Source organism: Desulfurellaceae bacterium (assembly GCA_021296095.1).
In the GTDB taxonomy this organism is placed as follows: Bacteria; Desulfobacterota; Binatia; order Bin18; family Bin18; genus JAAXHF01.
This window is the reverse complement of record JAGWBB010000065.1, coordinates 1-23,413: the sequence shown is the minus strand read 5'-3', so window position 1 is coordinate 23,413 and position 23,413 is coordinate 1. Positions and strand designations below refer to the sequence as shown.

The following is a 23,413-nucleotide window of genomic DNA, read 5'->3' as shown; positions in this document are numbered from 1 at the left end:
CCGATAGCCTGCAATGCGGCAACGCCTTCCTGTCTCAGCAACAGTTTGACGCCCTGTGCGGCGCGTACGGCTTGACGCGGAATGACAGCCAGCAGGTGTTTATCGGTCGTCGGAACGTCGAGGGCGGCAGCCGCCAGAACGACCTGCGCCACACCTCCTACCGCGGGGTGTTCGGGTTGCGCGGCGACCTCAGCGAGAATTGGCGCTACGACCTGTACTACCAGTACGCCGAGGTCCGCATGCAGAACTCCTATCTGAACGATTTGTCGATCACCCGCATCGGGCGGGCGCTGGACGCGGTCAGAGACCCGGCGACGGGGCAGGTTGTGTGCCGCTCGGTGCTGGACGGTTCCGATCCGAACTGCGTCCCCTGGAACATCTTTCGCGAGGGTGCGGTGACCCAGGCTATGGTCAACTACCTGAGCCTGCCCCTGTCTGCCCGCGGGGCTACCGACCAGACCGTGGTGTCGGGCTATATCGCCGGCAATCTGGGTCGCTACGGTCTCAGGTCTCCGCTCGCCGCCACCGGCCTGGACCTTGTCCTGGGCGGCGAATACCGCGACGACAACCTCAAGTTCAGTCCCAACCAGGCTTATCGCAGCGGTGACGGGGCCGGGCAGGGCGGCGCCAGCCACCCCGTCAGCGGGGGGTCCGACGTGACGGAGTTTTTCCTCGAAGCCGGCGTCCCGCTGATCGACGGCGCCCGTTTTGCGGAAGAACTACGGCTGGACGGGGGCTATCGCTATTCCGACTACGATTACGGCCAGCACACCCATACCTTTGGCGTCCGCGCCGGCTGGGCGCTCCATCCCGACCTCAGGCTGCGGGCCAGTTTCCAGCGGGCGATTCGCGGACCGCAGGTGCGGGAACGCTTTCTGCCCCAGGGCTTCAACCTGTTCGAGATGAACGCCGACCCGTGCGCCGGGCCGGTCGCCAACGGCAGGACGGCCGAGGGCCGCAGCTTTGAGGAATGCGCCCGCAGCGGGGTGACCGCCACGCAGTTCGGCAACATCGAACATTCACCGGCCGCCCAGTACAACTTTCTGCAGGGCGGCAACCCGAACCTGGCGCCCGAGGAATCCGACACCTACTCCTTCGGTCTGGTGTGGACGCCCGGCTTTCTCGACAGCCTCGACTTCAGCTTCGACTACTATTCCATCAAGATCAGCAAAGGCATCAGCACCCTGACCCCGGAGTTCGTCCTCAACGAATGTCTGGACGGCAACGCCTCGCAGTGCGCCAAGGTCCGACGCGGCCGGAGCGGTGACCTGTGGCTGGGCTCCGACCTCGACAACAGCGGCCACATCGTATCCCTGCTGGACAACCTGGCCATCGAAGAGGTGCAGGGCTACGACATGACCGTCGGCTATGAGCTTGATATCGGCCGCTGGGGCAGGCTGCGCCTGAGCGATATCCTGTCGATCACCGCCACCTGGGATCAGCAGGAGCTGGAAGGGGCGCGTAAGGTTGACTGCAACGGCAACTGGGGGGCGACCTGCGGCTTGCCGACCCCGGATATTCGGAACAATCTGCGCGCCACCTGGCTGACGCCGTGGGGCCTGCGGCCGAGTGTCATGTGGCGCTACATCAGCGGCGTCAAAGACCTCAACTCCAGCCGGGTCGATCTCGGGGCGCGGCACTACTTCGATCTGGCCGCGATCTGGTATTACAACGACTACACCAGCATCCGGGTCGGCGTGAACAACCTGTTCGACAAGGCCCCGCCGCTGGCGGGCAACGCGGCCGGACCGTCCATCGCCGGCAACGGCAACACCTTCCCCGGCCTGTACGACGCCCTGGGCCGCTACTGGTTTGTCGGGGTCAGCGTCGGCTTCTCGTAGTCGTCGCGCTCGAATGCCTGCTGACCTCTGCTATGCATCTGGCGTGGCTTCGGCACATCGGCGGGCGGCTCAAGAGCGACTACCGTTATTCTATCGGCCTCGTCTACAACACCTTCCCGCCGCCGCCAGAAGGTACGAAGCTGACGAAGCTGGAACCGCTGGCCCAGGCCGTACTTGACGCCCGCGCGGCCCATCCCGGCGCACCCCTGGCCGACCTGTACGATCCCGACCTGATGCCGCCCAAGCTACGCAAAGCCCATACCACCCTCGACCACGCCGCGGACCGGCTGTACCGTCCCGGCGGCTTTGCCTCCGAGCGCGAGCGCGTGGAGCATCTGTTCGGCTTGTACGAGAAGATGACCGCACCGTTGGCGATGAAGCCGAAAAAGAAACGGCTGAAGCTTGTGACCGCTGTGTCGAGGCGTGGGCGATAATCAAGGACTGTCTGGAGTGGCGGTGTCATGCGAAGTCCCCCCGACAATTTTTCTTCTCTCTCATTCATCCTTGTAGTGTGCTGTATCGGTCGCCATTCAGGATGGCATTATTATCAATGTCTCGCAGGGGACAGAGCGGTCAGCCTGAAATAGGTCTTGCCTGTCGACCGATCAGGATGGCCGGCAGGTCGCGGATTGATCGCACGACGCGGCTGGCACGCGAGAAGTCCTGGGACTGGGTGAACGCGTGTTCGATCATGATGCACTCAAGACCGGCGGCTACCGCCGAGCGCAAACCGCGCTCGGAATCCTCAATCGCAATCGCCTCGTGGGGCTGAGCCCCGAAGCGCTCCAGGGCCGTCAGATAGGGGTCGGGGGCCGGTTTGCTGCGCGCATAATCGCCGTTGGCAACAACAAAGTCCATGTAGGACACAATCGTCCGGTCCTGGTGGATCAGGGCAAAGTCGGCCTTCTTGGCCGTGGTCACAATCGCCATGGAAAAGAACTGCGACAGCTCGGCCAGCACGTCCAGCACGCCCGGAATCTCAATATCCTCGGTCCGCAGATGCGCCTGATAATAGCGGTCCCGGTTGCGGCGGTGGACGGCGATGATGTCCTCCGAGACACCCCGCTGCCTGGCCAGCTCCCACATCGTCCGGCCGCTGGTCGTGTGCGCCACGTATTCGTCCTTGTCAAAATATATGCCGAGTTCGGCCAGGGCCTGTTGGGTCGAGACAAAGTACCAGTGCTCGGTGTCGACCAACACACCGTCGTGGTCCCACAGAATATACTTCAGCATGGAGGGGTGCGCGGCCGGACGCGGGCCCGGCCGCTATTGGCGCTTCAGGCTGTGTCGGCCCAGCTCTTTTCGTAATCGGTACTCATCCGTCCACGCGCCCGCAGGTGCTGGATCTTCCACTCGCCGTTCACCTTGACATAGTCGTCCTGGTAGCGGGCGGCCAGCCACTTGGCCTGGTTGTTTTTGTAGAACGTAAACGGCCCGAAAAAGTACCAGATACCGGTGGCCTGGTCGCCGTCAATCTTGATGACCGGGTTCAGCACCTGGTGCTGGGAGAAGCTGATCAGGGTCTGGAATTTCTTGAACAGCTCGCGGATGGCCGCATGTCCCTGGGCTTTGCCGAAACCGGCGCCTTCCCAGATACCATCTTCGGCAAAAATCGTGGTGATACGGTCGGGATTATGGTCATCGTCGCAGATGTCGCAGTATTCGGCCTTGAGCTGCTTGATGGCCTCAATGTCTTCCATGCGGGTCAGCCGTCGTTCGAGTTCGGTCATGTCCATTGGAGTCCTCCTGTCAGCCTACTTCAATGCCATACAGGCGCTTGGCGTTGTCAAACACGATGTTGCGCGTCACCTCGGCCGGGATATCGGCAAAATGCTGGCCGATAATCTTGAGCGAATGGGGGAAGGTCGAGTCGGCGTGGGGAAAGTCCGACGCCCACATATAGTTATGTTGACCGAAGAACTGCCACGTCGCCGGGCCGATCGGATCGTCCTGAAAGGTGCCCCAGATGTTGCGCCGCACGTACTCGCTGGGTTTGAGCGGCAGGCGTTTGGTATCGGGGATCTTGGCGTGCACGTGGTCGAGCCGGTGCACCCAGTTCGGCATCCAGCCCACGTCATTCTCGGCCGAGACCATCTTCAGCTCGGGGAAGCGCTCGAACACGCCGCCGTACACCATCCGGGTCAGACACTGCTCGACAACGTGGATGACATGAATCTGGAGGTCGGCCGGGGTTGGCATGGCTGCGGTCCGTGGCATGCCGGACACCAGGGGTTTGTGCAGTGAGATGGGCAGCCCGGCCTCGGCGCACACCTGCCACAGCGGCTCGAAGCGCTCGTCGCTGTAGGGCAGCTCCAGCGTATCGGAGGCCAGGATCAGGACGCCTTTGAGTCCGAGCTTTACGCAGCGTTCGATCTCCGACACATCGGGCAGGGCGCTGAGCGGATACAGGCCGATGCCGACCAGACGCTGTGGGTCGTGGGCGCAGAACTCGGCCAGCCAGTCGTTATACACGCGCAGACACGCCTGTTGCAGTTCGCCGTCCGGCATGCCCAGCAGGACGATTCCCAGGCTGGAATACAAGACCTCGGCTACCACGCCGTCCAGGTCTTGATCCTTCAGACGCTCGACCGGGTCCCAGCCGCTGGGCCGGGCGGCCTCGTAGCCGCTCTGCATGTGTTCGCGCAGCGCATCGCCGCTGCGTCCGGCGGCAAACACGCCGGCCACCGTCAGCGGATGAATGCCAGGCCCGACAAACACATACGGCGCGGCCTTGGACTGCTCGTTTTTGACGACCCGCGGGGCGTCGTCACGATATTTGCGGTCGAGCCGTTCGAGCCACAGGTCACCCGGCTCAACCATATGCGAATCGGCTGAAATCACATGTTGTATCGACATGGCGCGTTCTCCTCAGGCCGGCTGCCCGCCTCGGATGACCTGGCCGGGCAGGACGCCGGTCTGGCGTTGGCCCTCGTACAAGACCTGACCGTTGACGATGGTGTACTGGATGCCTTCGGCCTGGGTCACCAGACGGCGCCCGCCGCCCGGCAAGTCCTGGCGAACTTCCGGACGCTCGGGGGAGTCGATGGTGTTCAGGTCAAAAACGGTGATGTCCGCAGCCAGCCCGACCCGCAGCGCGCCACGGTCGTTGATGCCGAAGAACTGGGCCGGTTCTGTGGTAATGCGCCGTACCGCGTGTTCGACGCTCAGCGCCTGCTTTTCTCTCACAAAGGTCCCCAGCAGATAGCTCGGGTAGCCGGCGTTGCACAGCATGTCCACGTGCGCCCCGCCGTCAGAGATGCCGATCAGGGTGCGCGGGTCGCTGAATTTTTTCGCCACCCGCTCCTCGTTGATGTCGAGCAGCGGCAGCATGTAGTCGAGCCCCAGGTCGTCCTCAAGGGCGATATCAAAGAAGGCGTCCAGGGGCGCTGCACCGCGCTGCTGGGCGATGTCGTCTATCGTCTTCCACTCGACCGCCTTGAGCGCCGGGCTGGTGACTTCCTTCACCTTGGTCCGTTGCCAGATGTCATGAAAGACCGTGCTGCGCTCCAGCTCAGCCCCAAACGCGCGGCGGAACTCGGGGTCGGCATAGGTGCGTTTCTGATCCTCGGGCGCGGCGTCGCCGAACACCGGCTTGGTCGAGCGCATGGCGGCGAACAGGAACGGGTTGCGCAGATTGAACTCCACCACCAGCGGCCGCACCGCCACCTGGGGCCGGCTGCCGCGTTCAAGCAGCGGGGCGACGCGTTCCAGGGTGTTGGTCCACGCCTCGGGATCGTCGTCGCGGTCGCGCAGATTGAGCCAGGTGACCGGACGCTCGCTCTCGGAAACCAGCAACTCCAGCAGCGCGTACTCCCTGTCGGACACCGCGCTGGGCTTTCTGGTCAGGGCCACCTCAATCGTCCCCTGGCCGCGTTCGCGCAGCAGGCCGGCGTAGGCGCGCAGCTCGTCATGACTGGCCAGCCGACAGGCCAGGGGCTGAGCCTTGTAGCCGAGATGCTGAGGCAGGACGGTCAGCGACAGACCCAGGGCGCCGGCCTCAAGCGCCTCGTCCAGCAGGCTGCGGATGTGCGCGGTTTCGGCTGCGGTGGCCTCACGCTCCATGGCCTCATTGCCCATCACAAACTGGCGGAAGGGTGACAGGGCGGCCAGAAAGCCGACGTTGATGCCCAACCCGCGCTGGGCGGCGGCATCCATATACTGCGGAAAGCTTTCCCAGTCCCAGGGCAGGCCCTTGTTCAACACCTCATACGGAATGGCCTCGACGTGGACCAGATTGGAGGTGGCGATATCCCGTTCGGCGGGCTTGCACGGCGCCAGCCCAACGCCACAGTTGCCCACGATCACGCTGGTCACCCCGTGCCACGACGAACAGGTGATCAGCGGGTCCCAGCACAGCTGGGCGTCGTAGTGGGTATGCGGATCGATAAAGCCGGGCGCGACAATCAGGTCGGACGCGTCGATCAGCCGCGCGGCGCTACCCGTGACCTCGCCAAGTTCGACAATACGCCCCCCACTTACCGCCAGGTCGGCCCGGAAGCCGGGCGCGCCACTGCCGTCAACGATGGTTCCATTCTTAATGACGATGTCATATTCGGCCATGATTGGCCCTCCTTTATCGAGTGCTGGATGTCTCCCCACTCCGTTCTAGGAGATCGGCCCCCAGCCGTCAACAATTCGGACAGGCAGGCTTGTCTTGCTCCACACAGAAGTCCTGGGCTAGAGTCGGGGCGTTTGTCGGGGAGGAGTATGTCTACACCCAGTCCCGCACCAGCGACACCGACCCGGACCCGCTGGCTGATTATCGGCCTGCTGTACTGCACCTATGTGCTGATGTTCATCGACCGGATCAACATCTCCATTGCGGCCAAGTACATCATGCCCGAGTACGGCCTCAGCGATGTGCAGTTCGGCTGGATTTTCAGCGCCTTTGTGTTGGGCTATGCCGTATCCCAGATTCCGGGCGGCTGGCTGGGCGACCGCTTCGGACCCAGGGGCGTGATGGCCGTAGCGATCCTGTGGTGGTCGTTTTTTACCGCCGTGACCGCGCTGGCCGGCGAGCTGTTTCTGGCCTCGCTCATCGGCATCGTGGGCTCGTTTCTGGTTGTCCGGGTGCTGATCGGTATCGGCGAGGCGGTCGCCCCGCCGAACGGCAACCGGGTGATCGCCAACTGGGCCGCACCCCAGGAACGCGGTCTGGCGGTCGGCATTACGGTCAGCGGCAGCTCGCTGGGCGGGGCGCTGACGCCGCCCTTCATTGTCTGGGTGATGGTCACCTGGGGCTGGCGAGCGGCCTTTTATATTGCCGGCGCCATCGGCATCGTCCTGGCCGTGGTGTGGTACTGGCTGGTTCGCGACCGGCCCGAGCAGCACCCGTGGGTCAACGCCGCAGAGCGGGAGTATATTGCCCAGGCGCCGACGGCTGAGCAGGACGAGCCCGACGCTGCCGGGCCGGCGCTCGGCCCGGTTCCGTGGCGGACGCTGCTCAGCTGTCCGAGCCTGTGGCTGGTGACCGCCGCCTACACGGTGCTCGGCTATATCGGCTACATCTATCTGTCGTGGTTCTACCTGTATCTGGTCAACGTGCTGCACTTCTCGGTCGAGAGCGGCGGGCTGTACGGCATGGCGCCGTTTATGGCCGGGGCGATAGGCGCGCCGTTCGGCGGCTGGCTGACCGACCGCCTGAGCCAGCGCTTCGGCAAACGCGTCGGCCGCTGCGGGGTCGGGTTTGTCAGCATGCTGCTGACCGCCGGACTGATCGCTATCGGCGCCAGCGTGACAAACCCCTACCTGGCCGTGCTCTTCCTGGCGCTGGGCGCGGGAACCCTGTTTTTGGGGGTGGCAGCCTACTTTGCCACAACGATTGACCTGGCCAAAACCTATGCCGGCACGCTGGGCGGCTTCATGAACATGGGCGGCAATCTGGGCGGGACGCTGTCGCCGACCCTGACCCCGCTGCTGGCCCAGCACTACGGCTGGGACAGCGCGCTGTACACGGCCGCCGGGCTGGCGGCCGTGGCCTCTCTGTTTTGGCTGGGAGTCCACCCCCAACGCCCCATCCGGCTGGAAGCCCGAGCGACGTAGGGGATGGACGCAGGCGTGATGGCTCCTAGGCTGCGGCCATGTCGTAGCTGCGCAAAACCTTGCCCGGCAGTGCGCCGGTACACTTCTGGCCCTCAAAGGTAATCTGGCCGTTGACGATCGTGTAGCGATAGCCGTCGGCCTTCTGCACCCGTCGCCAGTCGTTGTTGGGCAGGTCGGTGATGGTCTCCATCGGCAACACCTGGAGCTTTTCCAGATCGTACACCACGATGTCGGCCGGCATGTCTTCACGTAGCCAGCCACGGTCACGGATGCCGATGGCCCAGCCCAGCATGGTGGACAGCCGCCAGTGCGCCTCTTCCAGGCTCATGATCTGCTTGTCGCGAATCCAGTGGGCCAGGAAGTGGGTCGGGTAGCGGCCCAGGGTCAGAAACTTGGTATGCGCGCCGCCGTCCGAGGCGCCGATCAGGGTCAGCGGGTGTTTGAGGATCTGACCGACGGAGTCTTCATCACTGTTGAGCGAGTCCTGCATGGCAAACTCGGTCTTGAGGTCTTCCTCAACCGCCAGATCCAACATGGCATCGACCGGATGCTTGCCCTGCTCCTGGGCAATCTGGGCGATGGTCTTGCCCCGCAGCGGCTCGTTCTTCTCCAGGTGGACATCGTCGATAACCGTCGCCTGCCAGTTGATCATCCCCACCTGACCCTGCTCGCCGTCGCTGTCTTTGGACGGTACGATCATGCGCCGCCGCTTCTCCATGTCCTGGCGCAGCGCCGGACGCCGGGCCGGGTCGGCCAGTTTGGCCTTGCGCTCTTCGAGGGTGCCGACGGTGGCCTCGTTCCAGGCCGGCAGCTGGTCGAACAGGCCCATGGTCTCCAGGGTGAAATCGCGCTCAATCGGCACACAGATATCGACCGGCAGGACAATCGCCTCACGGTAGGCCTGCTCACTCCAGGCCAGCTGCTTGCGCCAGCCGTCGGGGTTGTTGGAGTCGGACACGATGGCGTTCCAGTTCACCGGCCGGCCGCTGGTCTTGGCCAGTTCCAGCAGGAAATCCAGCCCCAAGCCCTGGAGAGCCGACCCCATGGTCCACTCGATCGAGCCGCGGTTGAACTCGCGCATGACCTCGGCCATTTCCAGGAGTTCTTCCCGGGGTGCGACCTGGGTCGGCAGATAGCCGCCGTCATAGTCCCGGTTGGACATGCTGAACGAGCCCGAAAAGCCGAAGCCGCCGGCCTGCAAGGCTTCGCGCAACACGTGCTTGATACGCGCGACCTGATCCGAACTCGCCGTGTAATCGGGATCGCGGGCCGCCTCATTGCCCATGACCCAGGCGCGCAGCGGCGAGTAGGGTACCAGCGAGGCGGTATTCACTCCGACCTTGTTGCGTTCCAGGCTGTCCAGAAACTCGGGAAAGGTCTCCCAGTCCCAGCGCATCGAGGACTGCATGATGGACAGCGGAATGGTCTCGGTACGCTCCATGCGCAGCATCGCCCGCTCCTGATCCTCGGGCCGGACCGGGGCAAAACCAAAGCCGCAGTTGCCGATGGCGACGCTGGTCACCCCGTGCCAGCCGGATAGCGTGGCGTAGGGGTCCCAGCCGGTCAGGGCCGCGTCGTAGTGGGTGTGGATGTCCATGAAGCCAGGCGCCACTACGCAGCCGGTGGCGTCGATGACACGCGTCGCGCCGCCGGTGATATTTCCCATCGCCGCGATCTTGCCGTTGCGGATGGCCAGATCCCCACGGTACGCAGGGGTGCGTAAGCCGTCGACGATCGTGCCGTTTTTGATTAACAGATCATACTCCGCCATAAAGAACCCTCCTTATTGGTTGTTGCTGCGGGCGGGTAGGAGATGATACCAGGATGTACCCCATCCCCCTTGTAGGAGATCGACAGGCCGTCGTCAACGCGCACGAAGAACCATGACCGCACCAGACCGAGATTTCTCGCGGGGTTTCCTGCCCACCCCCGATCCGCTCATCCACCTGCCCGAGCCCTTTGAAGAATGGGAAGCGGTCGCCCACGATCTGTCCAAGCTGGCCCTGAACACCGCCCTGCGCCCGACCCTGGAGCGCCTGCCCCCGTTTCCCCTGGCCGCCCTGCGCACCGAGCAGGAGTCTGAGCGGGCCATGAGCATGGTGTCGTTCATGGCCAATCTGTACGTGTTCGCACCCGACCGGCCCATCGCCAGCCGGCTACCCCCGCCCCTGGCCGTGGCCTGGCACGGGCTGGCGACGCGACTCGGCCGGCCGCCGATGCTGACCTACGCCTCGCAGACGCTGCACAACTGGCGTCGCCTCGACCCGCACGGGCCGATTGCGGTCGGCAACCTGACCATGATTCAGAATTTTTTGGGCGGCATGGACGAGGAGTGGTTCGTCACCCTGCATGTGCATATCGAGGCTGCGGCCGGACGCGGCCTGTCGGCCCTGTTGCCCGCACAGCAGGCCGTGCTGAAGCGGGATAGCCAGGGCGTGACCGAATGCCTGTCCGAGCTGGCCGCAAGCCTGCGGACCATGCAGGCCCTGCTGCGACGCATGCCGGAGCGCTGTCAGCCTGACACCTACTACCACCGGGTGCGGCCGTATATGTTCGGCTGGAAAAACAACCCCGACCTGCCCCACGGCATGTACTACGACGGCGTCGCAGCCTACAAAGGCCAGCCCCAGCAGTTCCGTGGCGAGACGGGCGCCCAGAGCAGCGTGCTGTACGCCTTTGACGCGGCTCTCGGCATCCAGCACGACTGGGACGCCATGCGGGCCTACCTGCTGGAACTGCGCGACTACATGCCGATCCGGGATCGCGCCTGTATTGCTCGTCTCGAACACGGTCCGGCCATTCGGGACTACGTCTACCAGCACCGCTTCAGCGCGCCCACACTTCGTGAGGCGTATAACGGCTGCGTCCAGGCCCTGGCCGCGTTCCGCCAGCTCCACCTCGAGTATGCCGCCAGATACATCCTCCAGCCCGGTCGAGCCGACAAAACGGCCCAGGTCGGAACCGGCGGCACCCCTTTCACCGTTTCCCTGCAAAAGCACTCCGAGCGGACCCTGGCCCACCTGGTGTAAATCTCTTTCTTTTGTCGCCCCGAGCGTGCTACAGGAGGGGGAAGAGCTGTATGTTTCGGACAAAGGAGGAGCCTTATGACAACAGCATCTGAGCGTTTTCCGTATCCCGGCGCGATTGACGCCGACGGCCATATTCTTGAGCCGCCCGATGTGTGGGAGCAGTACATGGAGCCCCAGTATCGAGACCGGGCGATCCGCATCAGCAAAGATCGGGACGGACTGGAAATCCTGGAAATCGGTGGGGGACCGTCCAAGTACCGCCGCCCCGGCCAGCTCGGCCAGTCGGGCGCCATGGGCAAGAGTGGCGACGAACTCAAACCCCACCCCGACAAGACCTATGTGGGCGAGGCGCCGTTCGGCTCCATGGACCCCAAGGAGCGGGTCGCGCTGCTCGACCAGGACGGCCTGGACAAGGCCATCATCTATCCGACCCTGGGGCTGGCCTGGGAAACCGAAGACGTGGACGACCTGGCACTGCAAGCCGCCTATGCGCGGGCCTATAACCGCTGGGTGGTGGACTTCTGTTCCGACTCGGACGGCCGCCTCGTTCCCATTGCTCATATTTCCTTTGGCGACCCCCAGGAGGCGGCGCGCGAGCTCGAACGGGCGGTCACCAGCGGTGCCAAGGGCGCCTTTTTTGTGCCCTTCACGCCGACCAACAAGTCGCACGCCCACCCGGATTACGACCCCTTCTGGGCCAAAGCCCAGGAGCTCGACGTGCCGGTCGGCATTCATCCCAGCGGCGAGCCGCCGGCCAAGCGGGTCCATCAGCGCTTCCGCGATATGCAGAAGTGGGCTATGTGGCACTTCAACGTTCACGGCGGGCAAGGCCCCTTGCAAGCCTTTACGGCCCTGTTCCAGTACGGCCTGTTCGACAAGTTCCCCAAGGTCAAAGTCGTCGTGCTGGAGTCCGGCGCGGGCTGGGCCGGCTATCTGCTCAACCGCATGGACGCCGTGTATGACAGCCCGCTGGGCGAGTCGGTGCCGCTCAAAGAGAAGCCGAGTCATTATTTCTATCGGCAGTGCTGGGTGTCGGGCGATCCCGACGAAAAAGCCTTCGGTCACGTGGTCGATTTTGTCGGGGCGGACAAATTCTTCTGGGCCTCGGACTTTCCGCACCTGGACCATCCGGGCAACTACATGGACGAACTCAAGGAGTTGGTCGAACCCATGCCCGACGCGACCCGCCAAAAGGTCATCGGCCAAAACGTCACCGAGGTGTACGGCCTGTAAACCAGCAAGGAGGCACAGCCATGCTCGACCGTATCTTTCACGTCAACATCTGTGTCCGGGACATGGAGCGCTCCATCCGCTTCTATGAGCAGATCGGTTTCCACAAGGTCAACGATTTTACCGGCGACGACCCGCGCATCGGCGAGGGGCTGGGCGTCAAGGCCAACAAGATGCGCGGCGTGTTCATGCGCATCGGCGATGATCCCAACGCCCCGGTACTCGACCTGGTCCAGTTCCTCGACCCGCCGACCCAGGGCCAGCCCTATGACAGCCTGAACAATGTCGGCATCTGCCGCATCGCCTTTGCCGTCAGCGACATCGAGAAAGCCTACGCCGAGCTGCAAAAGCTCGACGTCGAGTTCGTGGCTCCGCTGACGACCATCGACGGCCCGGGAGACGGGCGGGCCAGTTTTGTGTGCTTCAAAGATCCCGACGGGACGATTCTTGAGCTGATCAGCGGAGCCTAGGCACCCAACACCGCCGAAAGGAGAACAGACACATGGCACGCATTCCGTATGTGGAAAAAGACACTGCAAGTGACGAAACCAAGGAGTTATACGCCTCGTTCGAGCAACAGTTCGGCATCCCCCAGGTGCCCAACGTCGTCAAGGCGCTGTCCAACAGCCCCAAGCTGGCCAAGCGCGTCTTTCCGCTGGCCAACTACTTCATGAACGAGTCGGCCCTGGACCCCCGGCTGCGCGAGCTGGCCGTGCTGACGCTGATGGACCGGCTGAACTGCAAGTACGGGTTCGTGCGGCATATCGACATCGCCGAGCGCACCGGCATCTCACGCGAGCAGATCGACAGCATCGCCTCGTATCAGACGAGCGAGCTGTTCAGCGACGCCGACAAGCTGATCATTCGCTACGCCGAGGAGCTGACCCAGAAGGGTCAGGTCGATGACGGCTTGTTTCAGCAGGTCCGGGCTCTCATCGGGCAGGACAATATTCTGGATCTGACTGCGGCGACCGCCTTCTGGAACATGATGGCGCGCAATCTGAACGCCTTGCAGGTCGACCTGGAGTAAGCGGGCCGGGCGATCTCATGGGCCGCTCCTTCCCTGCGGCCGCACCGCCCGGACTGCTCCGGCAAGAATCCGAGCCAGATGGACCATATTGGAAAAATCCTGAAGGGAAGTGAGGAGAATGCCGACAAAAATCAGCTCAACGCCACCGGCACCGGATGAGCGAACCGAGCCCACATGGGAAGGAGACTTACGGTTTCCGATTCAGGCTGAGTGGAGCGAGGACGACTATCTGAAGCTCACCGATCACACCCGGCGTCTGCTGGAATTCAGAGACGGACACATCGAGGTACTGCCGATGCCGACGGACGAACATCAGCGGATCGTCCTGTTTCTCTACCGGACTGTGTATGCGTTTCTTGCGACACGGACCGACGGTATCGTCCTCGTTGCGCCCCTCCGTCTGCGTCTGCATACGGGGCGGTATCGCGAACCGGATCTGCTGGTGCTGCTCTCGTCCAAGGATAAGCGCCGCGGCAATCAGTTCTGGACAGGAGCTGACCTTGTCTTGGAAGTGGTCAGTCCCGACGACCCGCACCGGGATCTGGTACGCAAGCGCCAGGAATACGCCGCAGCAGGAATCCCTGAATACTGGATCGTTGACCCGGCAGCCGAGCGGATCAGCGTCCTGTGTCTCCAAGGTGCGAGCTATGGGGAACACCGCGTTTTTTCGCGAGGTATGGAAGCGACCTCCAGCCTGCTTGCGGGGTTCAGAGTAGCGGTTACTGCTGTCTTGGACGCGGAATGAGCGAATGGGATGGCTGCATTCTTCAGCGTATAGTCTGTACGCGGGACGTGGGCTGGAGCGGCTCATGTCAGGCTGTAGCCATGTCGTTCTGCGTCCGTCATGCCGGACATGATCCGGCCCCCCTGCTTCGACTTCGCTCCGCTCCGCTCAGCACGAACGAGAGGCCGTTGGTCCTGAGCGTCAGGCGCGCTGCGCCTGACCAACGGAGGCGGAGTGGGAGTATGCGGCACGGGCCGGAACCCAGACAGCGTACCATTTTGGGACCACAGCGAGCGAGTTGGGGCTGTATGTCTGGTACGGTGATCAGGGAGGATTCTTCTCCTCTGGAGCGGGGACCCATCCGGTCGGGCAGAAACAGCCGAATGGGTGGGGCTTGTTTGACATGCACGGGAACGTATCGGAGTGGGTGCACGACTGGTATGGCGACTATCCCCGTGGTGCGGTGACCGACCCGCGTGGCCCCAGTTCAGGCCCCGGCCGGGTCTTTCGCGGCGGGAGTTGGACCCACTCTGCCCGCGCTTGCCGGGCGGCGTATCGCCTCATCTACGGCGGTGAGCCGGGCGACCGCGGCCGCTTCAGCACCCTCGGCTTCCGCCTGGCGAGAACTCCCTAAACCCTGTGCGCTGTTACCCTTTTCCACTTTGTCGTGGTGGAGCAGCCGTCCCGAAGGGCGCACGGCGGGTGGCGGGTCGGGGTCGCAGCGGCGCTGTGTGACCTGTCCTGGGGTGCTACGCCGTCCCTGCTTTGGGGGCGCGTATGGCCACCTGGCTGAACCTCCGTCGGCGGTGTCTTGGGAAAGGAGGGTTTTGTGGGACAGCGCCACGCCGGCCCGGACCAGGGGCTGAAACGGCGGAAATCTGTTCTATTCACCCGTTTCATAAATCTGTGTACCATCTACTCAATGACACGGCAGAAAAGACGGTCGGCTATGCCCGGGTCAGTACGCTGGAGCAGGACCTGCGCCTGCAAGTGGATGCGCTCAAGGCCCAGGGCTGCGCTTCGCTCGCAGCACAGCTGCCCTTGACTGCGGAGCCTCTTTTTTTGCTGAGCCGGGTGCGCAAATCTTGTCCGGAAGGAGGACAGCATGGAAGCTGAACTTGTCCAGTTGGCGCGGGAAGCCGTCGCCGCGTTACAGGCCGGGCCGCCCCCGAATTGGGTGGAGATCACGGCGCTGGGAATTGGCTTCGGTCAGCTGCTGGTGATTATCGGCGGCTTGTGGATGATGAACAAAACCTCCAATATCCGCAACCGGCAGCTCGACATCATGGAGGCCAACCAGCGGGAACAGAGCCAGGCGCTCCGCCAGCAGGGTGAAGTCTTGGCCGAGTTGTTGCGGCGCTCCACCACTACCTAGGGCACTTCACAATGCTGTGTAGCCCTTCGACTTCAGGCGCGTTGCGCCTTACGCTCAGGACGAACGGCCGCCCGTTCATGCTGAGCGGAGCGGAGCGAAGTCGAAGCAGAGAATGCCGGATCACGTCCGGCCCGACGAGAGCGGAACGGCAGGGCTACAGTCTAACGTGAAACGCGCTAGGGCTCGCTCCCCAAACCGGGCACGAACGCCGGGCGGTCGGCCCGCAGCTCCGGCGCCGTCAGCGCCGCCCCGGCCCCAACTATGAACAGCCCGATGCAGCCCACAAACGCCCAGTCATAGCTTCCCTGGGCGTCAAAAATCGCGCCGGCGATGATCGGCCCGGAGGCGCCCCCGATGCTGAGGCCGATCGTCCCCAGCACCCCGGCGATGGTCCCAAATGCCCGCCGACCAAAATCATGGCCGACGGTCAGCGGCCACAGCACAATCATCCCGCCATAGCCCAGACCGAACAGGGGAATGAACAGCGCCAGGCTCCAGGCCCCTAAGAGGTCGAGATACATCAGAAAGCCGGTCCCGACCGCCTGCATGAGCAGACACCCCGCCAAAATATAGTGCGGACGCGGGAAATGCTCACTGACCCAGCCGGCCGCAAAACGCCCGACCATGCTCATGCCCAGGCTGACGCCGGTAATCGTCGCGGCCAGCTCAAGCGACTGTCCGGTGTCTTGTAGAAACGCGACCTGGTGGGTGTGGACTGCCCCGGCCGCCATCAGCCCCAGGCAGAAGGCCACGCCCAACAGCCAGAAGGTCGGGGTGAACAGGGCTTCTTTGAGCGTCCAGTCTCTGGTCGCCGGCGCGGCCGGGGTGTCATCCGGCTCAAGCCCGCTGGCCGAGCCGTTCTGCCCCATGGCCCGCAAGCCCTTCTCCTCGGGAGTGTTGACCACAAAGAACCAGATGAGCGGCAACATCAGGCCAAGCGACAGGATGGCCAGGGCCTGATAGGCCACCCGCCAGCTGAACTCGGCGATCAGGAATCCGCATAGCGGCACCAGGACCAGCCCCCCACCGCTGGCACCGACCAGGGCAATGCCCATGGCCAAGCCCCGCTTGGTCACAAACCACTGGGTCACGACCTTGCCGACCGGCATGGGACCGATGCCGGCCAGGCCGACGCCCAAGAGCAGATACCAGCCGTAATAGCTGCTCAGATTCTCGACCGCACTGAGGAACAACAGGGCCACGCCGTCGATCACCGCGCTCAGCAGAAAGACACGTCTGGCCCCGATGTGATCGACCAGCCAGCCCCAGCCGGGCAACACCAGCCCGCCGATCAGCAGGTACAGCGAGAAGGCGGTAGCGGTTTCCGCCCGCGACCAGCCAAACTCCTCGGTCAGGGGCCTGAGAAAGGTCGAAAAGGTGTAGGTGAAGCCGCCGTCGATGATCGACACGAAGAACAGGATGGCGATAATGAACCAGCCGTAGAACACACGCTCAGCGCCGCCTGCTCCTCCACGATCTGTAGCCTGCTCGTCCATGGCGCGGTTTCAGCCGAGTATGGCTAATGGCGACCTCTCCGCCCACAAGTGTCAGCTGCCGGACGGGAGCTGCGAGGCGTGAATGGCCACCTCCTGCCACTTCCCGTCAGTCTTGGCAAAAATAAAGGTGAAGCGCGCAAACGTTGCGCTCAGCGGGCCATCCTTGGGCTTGACCGCCAGCGACATGTGGCCCCACACAATCCCCGTACTGCCGATAACGCGGCACTGGGGGTTGATTGGCGTCAGGCTCAGGCTCTCGGCGTTGGCAAAGTTCGCCTCGGCCAGCGGCACCAGGGTGGATTTTCCTTCCACCGCAAACGGCGAGAAGGGCGGGAAGGCGACGATTTGCTCGTGCCAAAAGGACGAATAGGCACCGGCGTCGCGCCGGTTGATCGCGGCCACGATTTGTTCAAAGGTCCCGGCAAGGTCATCAATGTCTGCCATGTCTTCCTCCCGAAAAAAGGCTGAGAAGAACGATCCTTCTCAGCCTGTGAGTCTGGACCGGGCCGTAGCCCGGTCTGCGCAAGTTGTGCTTACCGGGCCGCGCCGTGACGCAGCAAGCCGCCCGGTGTGGCGTTGGTGCACACGCCGTCCTCGAAGGTGACTTCGCCGTTGACCAACATCCAGCGGTAGCCCTCGGAACGCTGCACCCGGCGCCACTCTCCGGTCGGCAGATCCTCGACGATCTCGGTCGGCAGGATGTTCAGCTTGTCCAGGTCATAGACCATCAGGTCGGCCGCCTGTCCCTCGCGCAGGTAGCCGCGGTCCCTGAAGCCTGCGGCCCAGGCCGGCATACCGCTCAGGCGGTAATGGCCCTGCTCCAGAGTCAGGATGCCGGTGTCGCGCACCATCCAGGTCAGCAGATCGGTCGGCCAGATGCCGGCGGTGATGAACTTCATGTGCGCCCCGCCGTCGGACAGACCGGCCATGACGTAGGGCGAATCCATCATCTTCCTGGAGTTCTCCTCACTGACGTTGAGGACGGGCGTGCGCCACTGGGTCTTGAGATCGTCGGCGACCGACAGATCGAGCAGCGCGTCGAGCACGTGCTTATTCTCCATCTCGGCGATCTGGCCGACCGACAAGCCCTCGTACTTTTCCTCCAGATCGGGCCGGCGGACCTTCTTGGCGATAAAGGTCGGGATTTCCCCGAACAGGTCGATGGGCACCTGGCCCGAGTCGTACTCCTCCTTCATCGCCCGGCGGATGTCGGGGTTGGCCAGCTTGGCCTTTCTCTCCTCGACGGTCCCCAGGGTCGCCTCGCGCCACACCTCGCTGTTGTCGAACAGGTTCCAGTCCTCAAAGGTGAACTCCAGCGGCAGGCGCACCGTGACGCCCTGGCCGAACACCCGGACGCCCCGGTTATTGGCCTCCTCCAGCCACTTGAGCTGCGACTGGAACACCTCGGGATACTGGTCGTTGACCGCCACCGCGTTGAACAGCACCGGCTGTCCGCTCTCCTCGGCCAGCTTGACGTTGAAGGCAAAGTCGTACTGCGGCCCCTTGGTCGGATCGTGGATGCTGGCGCTGGCCTGGGTGTACTGGATGCAGCCGGCGTTGCGCTCACCGAGCGCTTTGGCCATGGTCAGGTAGAACTCGTCGGACAGCACGTCCGAAATCATGGGCGAGCCGTCATAGTCGCGCTGGACCGAGGCCATGCCCTCGGGGAACAGGCGCTGGGCGCCCCAGCCGACCGCCCCGGCGTCCATGGCCTCGTGGAACATCTGCAAGACCTTCTGCATCTCCCTGTCGTTCGGCAGGCGCTTCTTGGACTCCTCATAGCCGCCCATGGCGTAGGCGACCAGCGGCGTAATCGGCACCAGCTGTGAGATGTTGACCCCCAGCGGCAGGGTGTCGATATGGTCCATCCACTGCGGGAAGGTCTCCCAGTCAAAGGCCATCGTCTCCTTCATCGGGGCCAAGGGAATCGCCTCGTTGCGCGACATCGACAGCATGGCCCGCTCGGCATCCTTGCCATGCACGGGTGCAAAGCCAAAGCCGCAGTTGCCGATGGTGACCGAGGTCACGCCGTGCCAGCTGCCGATGCTCAGATACGGATCCCAGTGGATCTGGGCGTCATAGTGGGTGTGCAGGTCGATGGCGCCCGGCGCGACAATCAGCCCGCTGGCGTCCAGCACCCGACCGCCGTCGCTGGTCTTGAGACGCCCGATTTGGGCGATCTTGCCGTCCTTGATACCAACATCGGCGCGGTAGCGCGGGACCCCACTTCCGTCAATAACCGTGCCGCCTTTAATCAGCGTGTCAAACTGTGCCATGACTCCCTCCTGTGTGTTGGGAACGAAAAACGAACAGCTCAGTCGAAATGATACACCCGGGCGGCGTTCCCGCCGGCGATCTTGGCCTTCTCTTCTTCGGTGCAGCCGGCCAGGATATCCTCCAGAATCTGGCGGGTGCGGGGGAAGGTCGCCTCGGGATGCGGATAGTCCGAGCCCCACTGCAGATTGTCCACCCCGATGATGTGGCGGTGCTGGATACCGAGGGCATCCTCCTGAAAGCCGAGGAACACGTTGCGGTGGAAGTACTGGCTGGGCAGCATATCGCCCGGATAGCGGTCCCAGTAGCCCTTCTTGAACAGGTCGCGGGCGCGCTGGGTGTAGTTATAGTCGAGCCGGTCAATGAAGTGAGGCACCCACGACAGCTCCATCTCGACCGCACCGACCTGGAGTTTGGGATAGCGGGCGAACACACCGCTGTAGATCATCTGGGCCAGCGACATGCGGACCCAGTAGTCGGCGTTGGCCAGAAAGGCCGGCGTCAACTCGTCGAACACAAAGGTCTGACCCGGGCCGGGCCGATTGGTGCCGATGTGCAGGCCGAGCGGCATGCCCAGATCCTGGGCCGCAGCCCACAGCGAGTCGTACTCGGGTGAATCGTAGGTCTGTCCCTCGCGCGGGTAACAGGTGATCATGGCTCCCGCCAGGCCCATGTTGGCGCAGCGCTCCAGCTCTTTGATGCCGGCCGGCAGATCGTCAATGTCGAGCATGGCGATGCCCTTGAGCTTATTCGGGAAGGGTTTGCAGAACTCGGCCAGCCAGTCGTTGTAGGCGCGGAAGATGGCCGTCATGAGTTCGCTGTCCGACATGGTAAACAGCAGCAGCCCGACCGTCGGATAGATCACCCCGCCGTCCACCCCGTCCAGCTCCATATCCTTGACGTGCTCCTCCGGCAGGTAGCCGCCGGGCCGGACGTTGTCCATGGTATCGGCACTGCTCAGTTTTTCGGGCTCCTCAAACCGCCGGCCGGTCTGGGCTCCGGCAAAGGCGCCCATGACCTTGCGACCGTCGCAGAACCACCAGTCGCCCCCGTCGTCGAGACGCCGCACCTGGGGGGCGCGCTCGCGCCACTTGGCCTCAACCCGCGTCGCCCACAGGTCGGCCGGCTCAAAAATGTGATTGTCCGAGGAGATGATCCTGTATGTGTCTGTCATAACCCCCTCCTTGTCTGGTCCCCCCCCCCGACTCTGTCCGGACTCCCCCAAGCGACTCGGACGGCGGGGAGGCTACAGTTCAGGCGGGGCCAGAATCGTGAAGCCGAAGAACGGGTCGCTGCCGGTGCGTAGGGTATGCGGCGCGCCGGCCGGAATCATCAGCACGTCGCCGGCCTTGAGATCCTGCTCTTTGCCCGACACTCGAGCGGTTGCTCCACCGTCAATCACATAGATGATCTGGTCACCCTTGTGGGTGTTCTCGGTGTCGTTGCTGTAGTTGGCCGGCAGATTGAACACCACCGTCTGGCTCTGTTCGGTTTCCTGGAGCTTCTGGACCGATTGGTCCTTGAAATCGAACACGTTGGCCACGTCCAGACCGCCCGCCCCGTTGGCGGCGCCAAGTTCATTCATCTGGGCCTCGAACAGCTCGTCCGAAATCAGCCCCTTCCGATACGCCTTGAGGAGTTGTTGCACCTCAAAATCCTGTGTTGCCATACTGCGTCTCCTTTCTCTGTATACTTACCTCCGCCATACTCCCGGGGCAGGGCAAAAGTCAAGACTTCCCTGATCGCGACATCAGCGTGCCTTTTGGCGGTCCTGAAGAGCTGCCCTTGTGTCGTTTTCCTGAGGTGGGGTTTCCCTTGCCCCAAAGGGAACAAAAGGAGTAAAGGGGAGAGGGGATCGGCTTTGGGCACCAACCGCAAGAGCACGGGCAACTAAATAAGGAGGGAAGAACGATGACAGCCTACCGGGTGATTTTATCGGTCAGCCGCCCTTGGCATCTGGCCGGTACAGGAACGCTCTAATTGAGGATGGACATGCCGAAATTTCGTCTTTCCCCAGCCTGCCATACCGAAACGGTCGTATTCGGCTCTCAGGGACCTGCCCTGTCGGCCCTGCGCATCGGTCAGTGGGTGGCCTACATGAAGGAGCAGGGCATCAGGCGCGTGTGCTGCCTGCTGCACCAGGACCAACTCCGCGCCTACCGGGTAGACCTGCTGGCCACGTACGGGGAAGAGTTCGGGCCGGACAATGTGTGCTGGGCGCCGATCGCCGACTATCACCTGTGTGACGTGGGTCTGCTCAAAGAACGTATCCTGCCCTTTCTCAAGGAGTCGGACCACACCGGCCAGCCGGTCGTCGTCCACTGTCAGGGCGGACGCGGGCGGGCCGGCCAAATCCTGGCCGCGTGGCTGATCTCCGGTCGCGGCTTGCCGGTCACCGACGCCATTGCCGCAGTCAAGGAAATGGGCCGTAATCCCCACGAGGCGGCCGACTGGGGCAACGCCGAGCCCGAGGATTTGTACACCCTGCTGGAAGCCTGCCAGTCCGGCCCAATCGTCTAGCGTCGCGTGAAGAATGAACGTTCGCTCAGCACTTGACAGTCTCGGGTCGAGTGGTCCATGCTGACGAAAAATCGCAACACAACCATCTCAACAAGGAGGGAGTTATGGCTGAATTTGATGTCATTATCAAAGATGGCACCATTATCGACGGCACCCGTGTCCCGCGCTACAAGGGTGACCTCGGCATCAAGGATGGGAAGATTGCCAAAATCGGCCGTCTGAACACCAGCGATGCCAAAAAGGTGCTGGACGCCAGGGGGCTGATTGTCGCCCCGGGCGGTATCGACCTGCACACCCATTACGATGCCCAGCTGCACTGGGACCCGTATCTGACCATCTCCAGCTGGCACGGCGTGACCTCGGTCACCATCGGCAACTGCGGCTTCGGCTTTGCCCCGGTGCATCCCAAGGATACCGAGCGGGCCATGCTGGCCCTGTCCCGCAACGAAGCCATCCCGATGGAACCGATGCAGGTATCCATGGCCTGGGACTGGGAAACCTTTCCCCAGTATATGGACTGCATCGACGCCCTGCCCAAGGGCATCAACGTCTCCCACCTGTTCCCGCTGGGACCGGCCGTCGCCTACGCCCTGGGCAGCTTTGAGGAGGCCAAAAAGCGCTTTCCGAACGAAAAGGAAACCCAGGAGATCGTCCGCCTGATGCACGAGGCGATGGATGCCGGCGCCAACGGCTGGTCGTCCCAGCAGCTGGTTCCGGGTGGCTCGTCGTCGGTTCAGCGTGACTTTGACGGCACGCCGATGATCACCGACATGCTGCCGGACGAGTTCTATCTGGCCATGGCCAAGGGGCTGGGCCAGCGCAACGGTGAGGGCTGCATCCAGTTCACCCGCTCAACGGTCGGGGTCGATGATCCCCGAGCCGGCATGCACAACGACTTTGATTTCAACGCCCTGCTGTCCGAGGAGAGCGGCTGTTCGGTCCTGTTCAACGCCATTGCCGTCAATGACAAATATCCGTATGTCTACCGGGCTCAGCTGCGCTGGCTGGCCGAAGCCAACAAGAAGGGCACCCAGATCTTCGGGCAGGCGGCAACGGCCCGAGCGCCCAACCGGATCACCTTTGAGGACTGGAACCTGTTTGACGACAGTGAGGCGTGGCGCGAGGCGACGACCGGAACGGCTGAGGAAAAGCGGGTCAAGCTGGCCGACCCGCGTCTGCGTCAGATCATGCGCGAAGAGTACGACGCCGGCACCAAGTCGCGTGACTTCCTGTTTGGCGAGCTGACCGAGTTCATCGCACGCAAGGTCCACAACTCGGCCCTCAAGGACAAGTACGAGGGGCTGTCGGTCGCCCAGATTGCCGAGCAGGAAGGCAAGCACGTCATCGATGCCATGCTCGACGTTTCGGTCGCCGACAACATCAAGACCGAGTGGGCCGGACCGGTGCTCAACCAGGACGTGGAGAACTACCGCGAGATCATGGCGTCACCCTACACCCTGCCGGGTGTGTCCGACGGCGGCGCCCACATCAAGTTCATCACCCCTGGCACCTACTCGACCGACATGCTGACCTGGATGGTGCGGGACTCCGAAATCATGACCCTGGAAGAAGCCCACTTCCGGCTGAGCGGGCTGACCTCCTGGGCCGCCCGGATCAAAGACCGAGGCACGCTGCGCGAAGGCATGGCCGCAGATGTCATCGTCTACGACCTGGAAAACCTCAAGATCCTGCCCTCAGAGGTTACCCACGATCTGCCGGCCAACGAGTGGCGGCGGGTACAGAAGGCCGAAGGCTATCGCTGGATCATGGTCAACGGCGAGGTGACCTTCGAAGACGGTCAGTGCACCAACGCGACGCCAGGCGCCCTGCTGCGCAACGGCGTAGCCGCCTA

21 protein-coding genes and 1 pseudogene are annotated in these 23,413 nt (G+C 63.3%); 12 read left to right on the top strand and 10 right to left on the bottom strand.

Annotation, left to right across the window (positions count from 1 at the left end; all coding sequences use genetic code 11):
- A partial coding sequence (locus J4F42_15425) for a TonB-dependent receptor (GenBank protein ID MCE2486904.1) occupies positions 1 to 1,841 on the top strand: 1,841 nt, incomplete at its 5' end.
- Between the two features lie 32 nt (positions 1,842 to 1,873).
- Positions 1,874 to 2,275: a hypothetical protein gene (locus J4F42_15420; protein MCE2486903.1), complete on the top strand. Its 402-nt coding sequence runs from the start codon at positions 1,874 to 1,876 to the stop codon at positions 2,273 to 2,275.
- A 139-nt stretch (positions 2,276 to 2,414) separates the two neighbouring features.
- On the opposite strand, the gene J4F42_15415 is transcribed toward J4F42_15420, so the two are convergent.
- Genes J4F42_15415 through J4F42_15400 form a run of 4 tightly spaced genes read right to left on the bottom strand, consistent with a single transcriptional unit; the run spans position 2,415 to position 6,401 of the window.
- Complete coding sequence (locus J4F42_15415; protein ID MCE2486902.1) at positions 2,415 to 3,074, bottom strand: HAD-IA family hydrolase; 660 nt, start codon at positions 3,072 to 3,074, stop codon at positions 2,415 to 2,417.
- 44 nt (positions 3,075 to 3,118) lie between these two features.
- Positions 3,119 to 3,577: a nuclear transport factor 2 family protein gene (locus J4F42_15410; protein ID MCE2486901.1), complete on the bottom strand. Its 459-nt coding sequence runs from the start codon at positions 3,575 to 3,577 to the stop codon at positions 3,119 to 3,121.
- A 13-nt stretch (positions 3,578 to 3,590) separates the two neighbouring features.
- Positions 3,591 to 4,697 carry an amidohydrolase family protein gene (locus J4F42_15405; GenBank protein MCE2486900.1) on the bottom strand — a complete coding sequence of 369 codons (1,107 nt, stop codon included), beginning with the start codon at positions 4,695 to 4,697 and terminating at the stop codon, positions 3,591 to 3,593.
- A 12-nt stretch (positions 4,698 to 4,709) separates the two neighbouring features.
- Entirely contained in the window at positions 4,710 to 6,401 is a 1,692-nt protein-coding gene (locus J4F42_15400) for an amidohydrolase family protein (protein MCE2486899.1), read from the bottom strand.
- Between the two features lie 147 nt (positions 6,402 to 6,548).
- Between J4F42_15400 and J4F42_15395 the strand changes: the two genes are divergently transcribed.
- Positions 6,549 to 7,883 (top strand): MFS transporter, encoded by a 1,335-nt coding sequence (locus J4F42_15395; GenBank protein ID MCE2486898.1) that lies wholly within the window; start codon positions 6,549 to 6,551, stop codon positions 7,881 to 7,883.
- A 25-nt stretch (positions 7,884 to 7,908) separates the two neighbouring features.
- Here J4F42_15395 and J4F42_15390 read toward each other — a convergent pair whose 3' ends face one another.
- Positions 7,909 to 9,654: an amidohydrolase family protein gene (locus tag J4F42_15390; protein MCE2486897.1), complete on the bottom strand. Its 1,746-nt coding sequence runs from the start codon at positions 9,652 to 9,654 to the stop codon at positions 7,909 to 7,911.
- Between the two features lie 112 nt (positions 9,655 to 9,766).
- Between J4F42_15390 and J4F42_15385 the strand changes: the two genes are divergently transcribed.
- From J4F42_15385 to J4F42_15355, 7 genes and pseudogenes are all read left to right on the top strand, one after another.
- Positions 9,767 to 10,912 carry a hypothetical protein gene (locus J4F42_15385; protein ID MCE2486896.1) on the top strand — a complete coding sequence of 382 codons (1,146 nt, stop codon included), beginning with the start codon at positions 9,767 to 9,769 and terminating at the stop codon, positions 10,910 to 10,912.
- A gap of 75 nt (positions 10,913 to 10,987) precedes the next feature.
- A complete protein-coding gene (locus J4F42_15380) occupies positions 10,988 to 12,145 on the top strand; it encodes an amidohydrolase (GenBank protein MCE2486895.1) in 1,158 nt (385 codons plus the stop codon).
- Between the two features lie 20 nt (positions 12,146 to 12,165).
- Positions 12,166 to 12,612: a VOC family protein gene (locus tag J4F42_15375; protein ID MCE2486894.1), complete on the top strand. Its 447-nt coding sequence runs from the start codon at positions 12,166 to 12,168 to the stop codon at positions 12,610 to 12,612.
- A 32-nt stretch (positions 12,613 to 12,644) separates the two neighbouring features.
- The gene (locus J4F42_15370) at positions 12,645 to 13,172 is read left to right on the top strand and encodes a carboxymuconolactone decarboxylase family protein (GenBank protein MCE2486893.1); all 528 of its coding nucleotides are present in this window, start codon (positions 12,645 to 12,647) and stop codon (positions 13,170 to 13,172) included.
- Between the two features lie 118 nt (positions 13,173 to 13,290).
- Positions 13,291 to 13,917, top strand: coding sequence for a Uma2 family endonuclease (locus tag J4F42_15365; protein ID MCE2486892.1), 627 nt, complete (start codon positions 13,291 to 13,293; stop codon positions 13,915 to 13,917).
- Positions 13,918 to 14,119: 202 nt separating this feature from the next.
- Positions 14,120 to 14,530: pseudogene (locus J4F42_15360) on the top strand (formylglycine-generating enzyme family protein).
- Between the two features lie 471 nt (positions 14,531 to 15,001).
- On the top strand, positions 15,002 to 15,271 hold the full coding sequence (locus tag J4F42_15355) for a hypothetical protein (GenBank protein ID MCE2486891.1): 270 nt from the start codon (positions 15,002 to 15,004) through the stop codon (positions 15,269 to 15,271).
- Positions 15,272 to 15,447: 176 nt separating this feature from the next.
- Here the strand turns inward: J4F42_15355 and J4F42_15350 are convergent, their stop codons facing one another.
- The 5 genes from J4F42_15350 to J4F42_15330 form a co-directional block, all read right to left on the bottom strand.
- On the bottom strand, positions 15,448 to 16,719 hold the full coding sequence (locus J4F42_15350) for an MFS transporter (GenBank protein ID MCE2486890.1): 1,272 nt from the start codon (positions 16,717 to 16,719) through the stop codon (positions 15,448 to 15,450).
- 99 nt (positions 16,720 to 16,818) lie between these two features.
- Positions 16,819 to 17,211 carry a nuclear transport factor 2 family protein gene (locus J4F42_15345; GenBank protein ID MCE2486889.1) on the bottom strand — a complete coding sequence of 131 codons (393 nt, stop codon included), beginning with the start codon at positions 17,209 to 17,211 and terminating at the stop codon, positions 16,819 to 16,821.
- An 89-nt stretch (positions 17,212 to 17,300) separates the two neighbouring features.
- Positions 17,301 to 19,043 carry an amidohydrolase family protein gene (locus tag J4F42_15340; protein ID MCE2486888.1) on the bottom strand — a complete coding sequence of 581 codons (1,743 nt, stop codon included), beginning with the start codon at positions 19,041 to 19,043 and terminating at the stop codon, positions 17,301 to 17,303.
- A 38-nt stretch (positions 19,044 to 19,081) separates the two neighbouring features.
- On the bottom strand, positions 19,082 to 20,215 hold the full coding sequence (locus tag J4F42_15335; protein ID MCE2486887.1) for an amidohydrolase: 1,134 nt from the start codon (positions 20,213 to 20,215) through the stop codon (positions 19,082 to 19,084).
- Between the two features lie 72 nt (positions 20,216 to 20,287).
- A complete protein-coding gene (locus J4F42_15330; GenBank protein MCE2486886.1) occupies positions 20,288 to 20,710 on the bottom strand; it encodes a cupin domain-containing protein in 423 nt (140 codons plus the stop codon).
- Between the two features lie 323 nt (positions 20,711 to 21,033).
- On the opposite strand from J4F42_15330, the gene J4F42_15325 reads away from it, so the two are divergent.
- On the top strand, positions 21,034 to 21,561 hold the full coding sequence (locus J4F42_15325; GenBank protein MCE2486885.1) for a dual specificity protein phosphatase family protein: 528 nt from the start codon (positions 21,034 to 21,036) through the stop codon (positions 21,559 to 21,561).
- 104 nt (positions 21,562 to 21,665) lie between these two features.
- A partial coding sequence (locus tag J4F42_15320; GenBank protein ID MCE2486884.1) for an amidohydrolase family protein occupies positions 21,666 to 23,413 on the top strand: 1,748 nt, incomplete at its 3' end.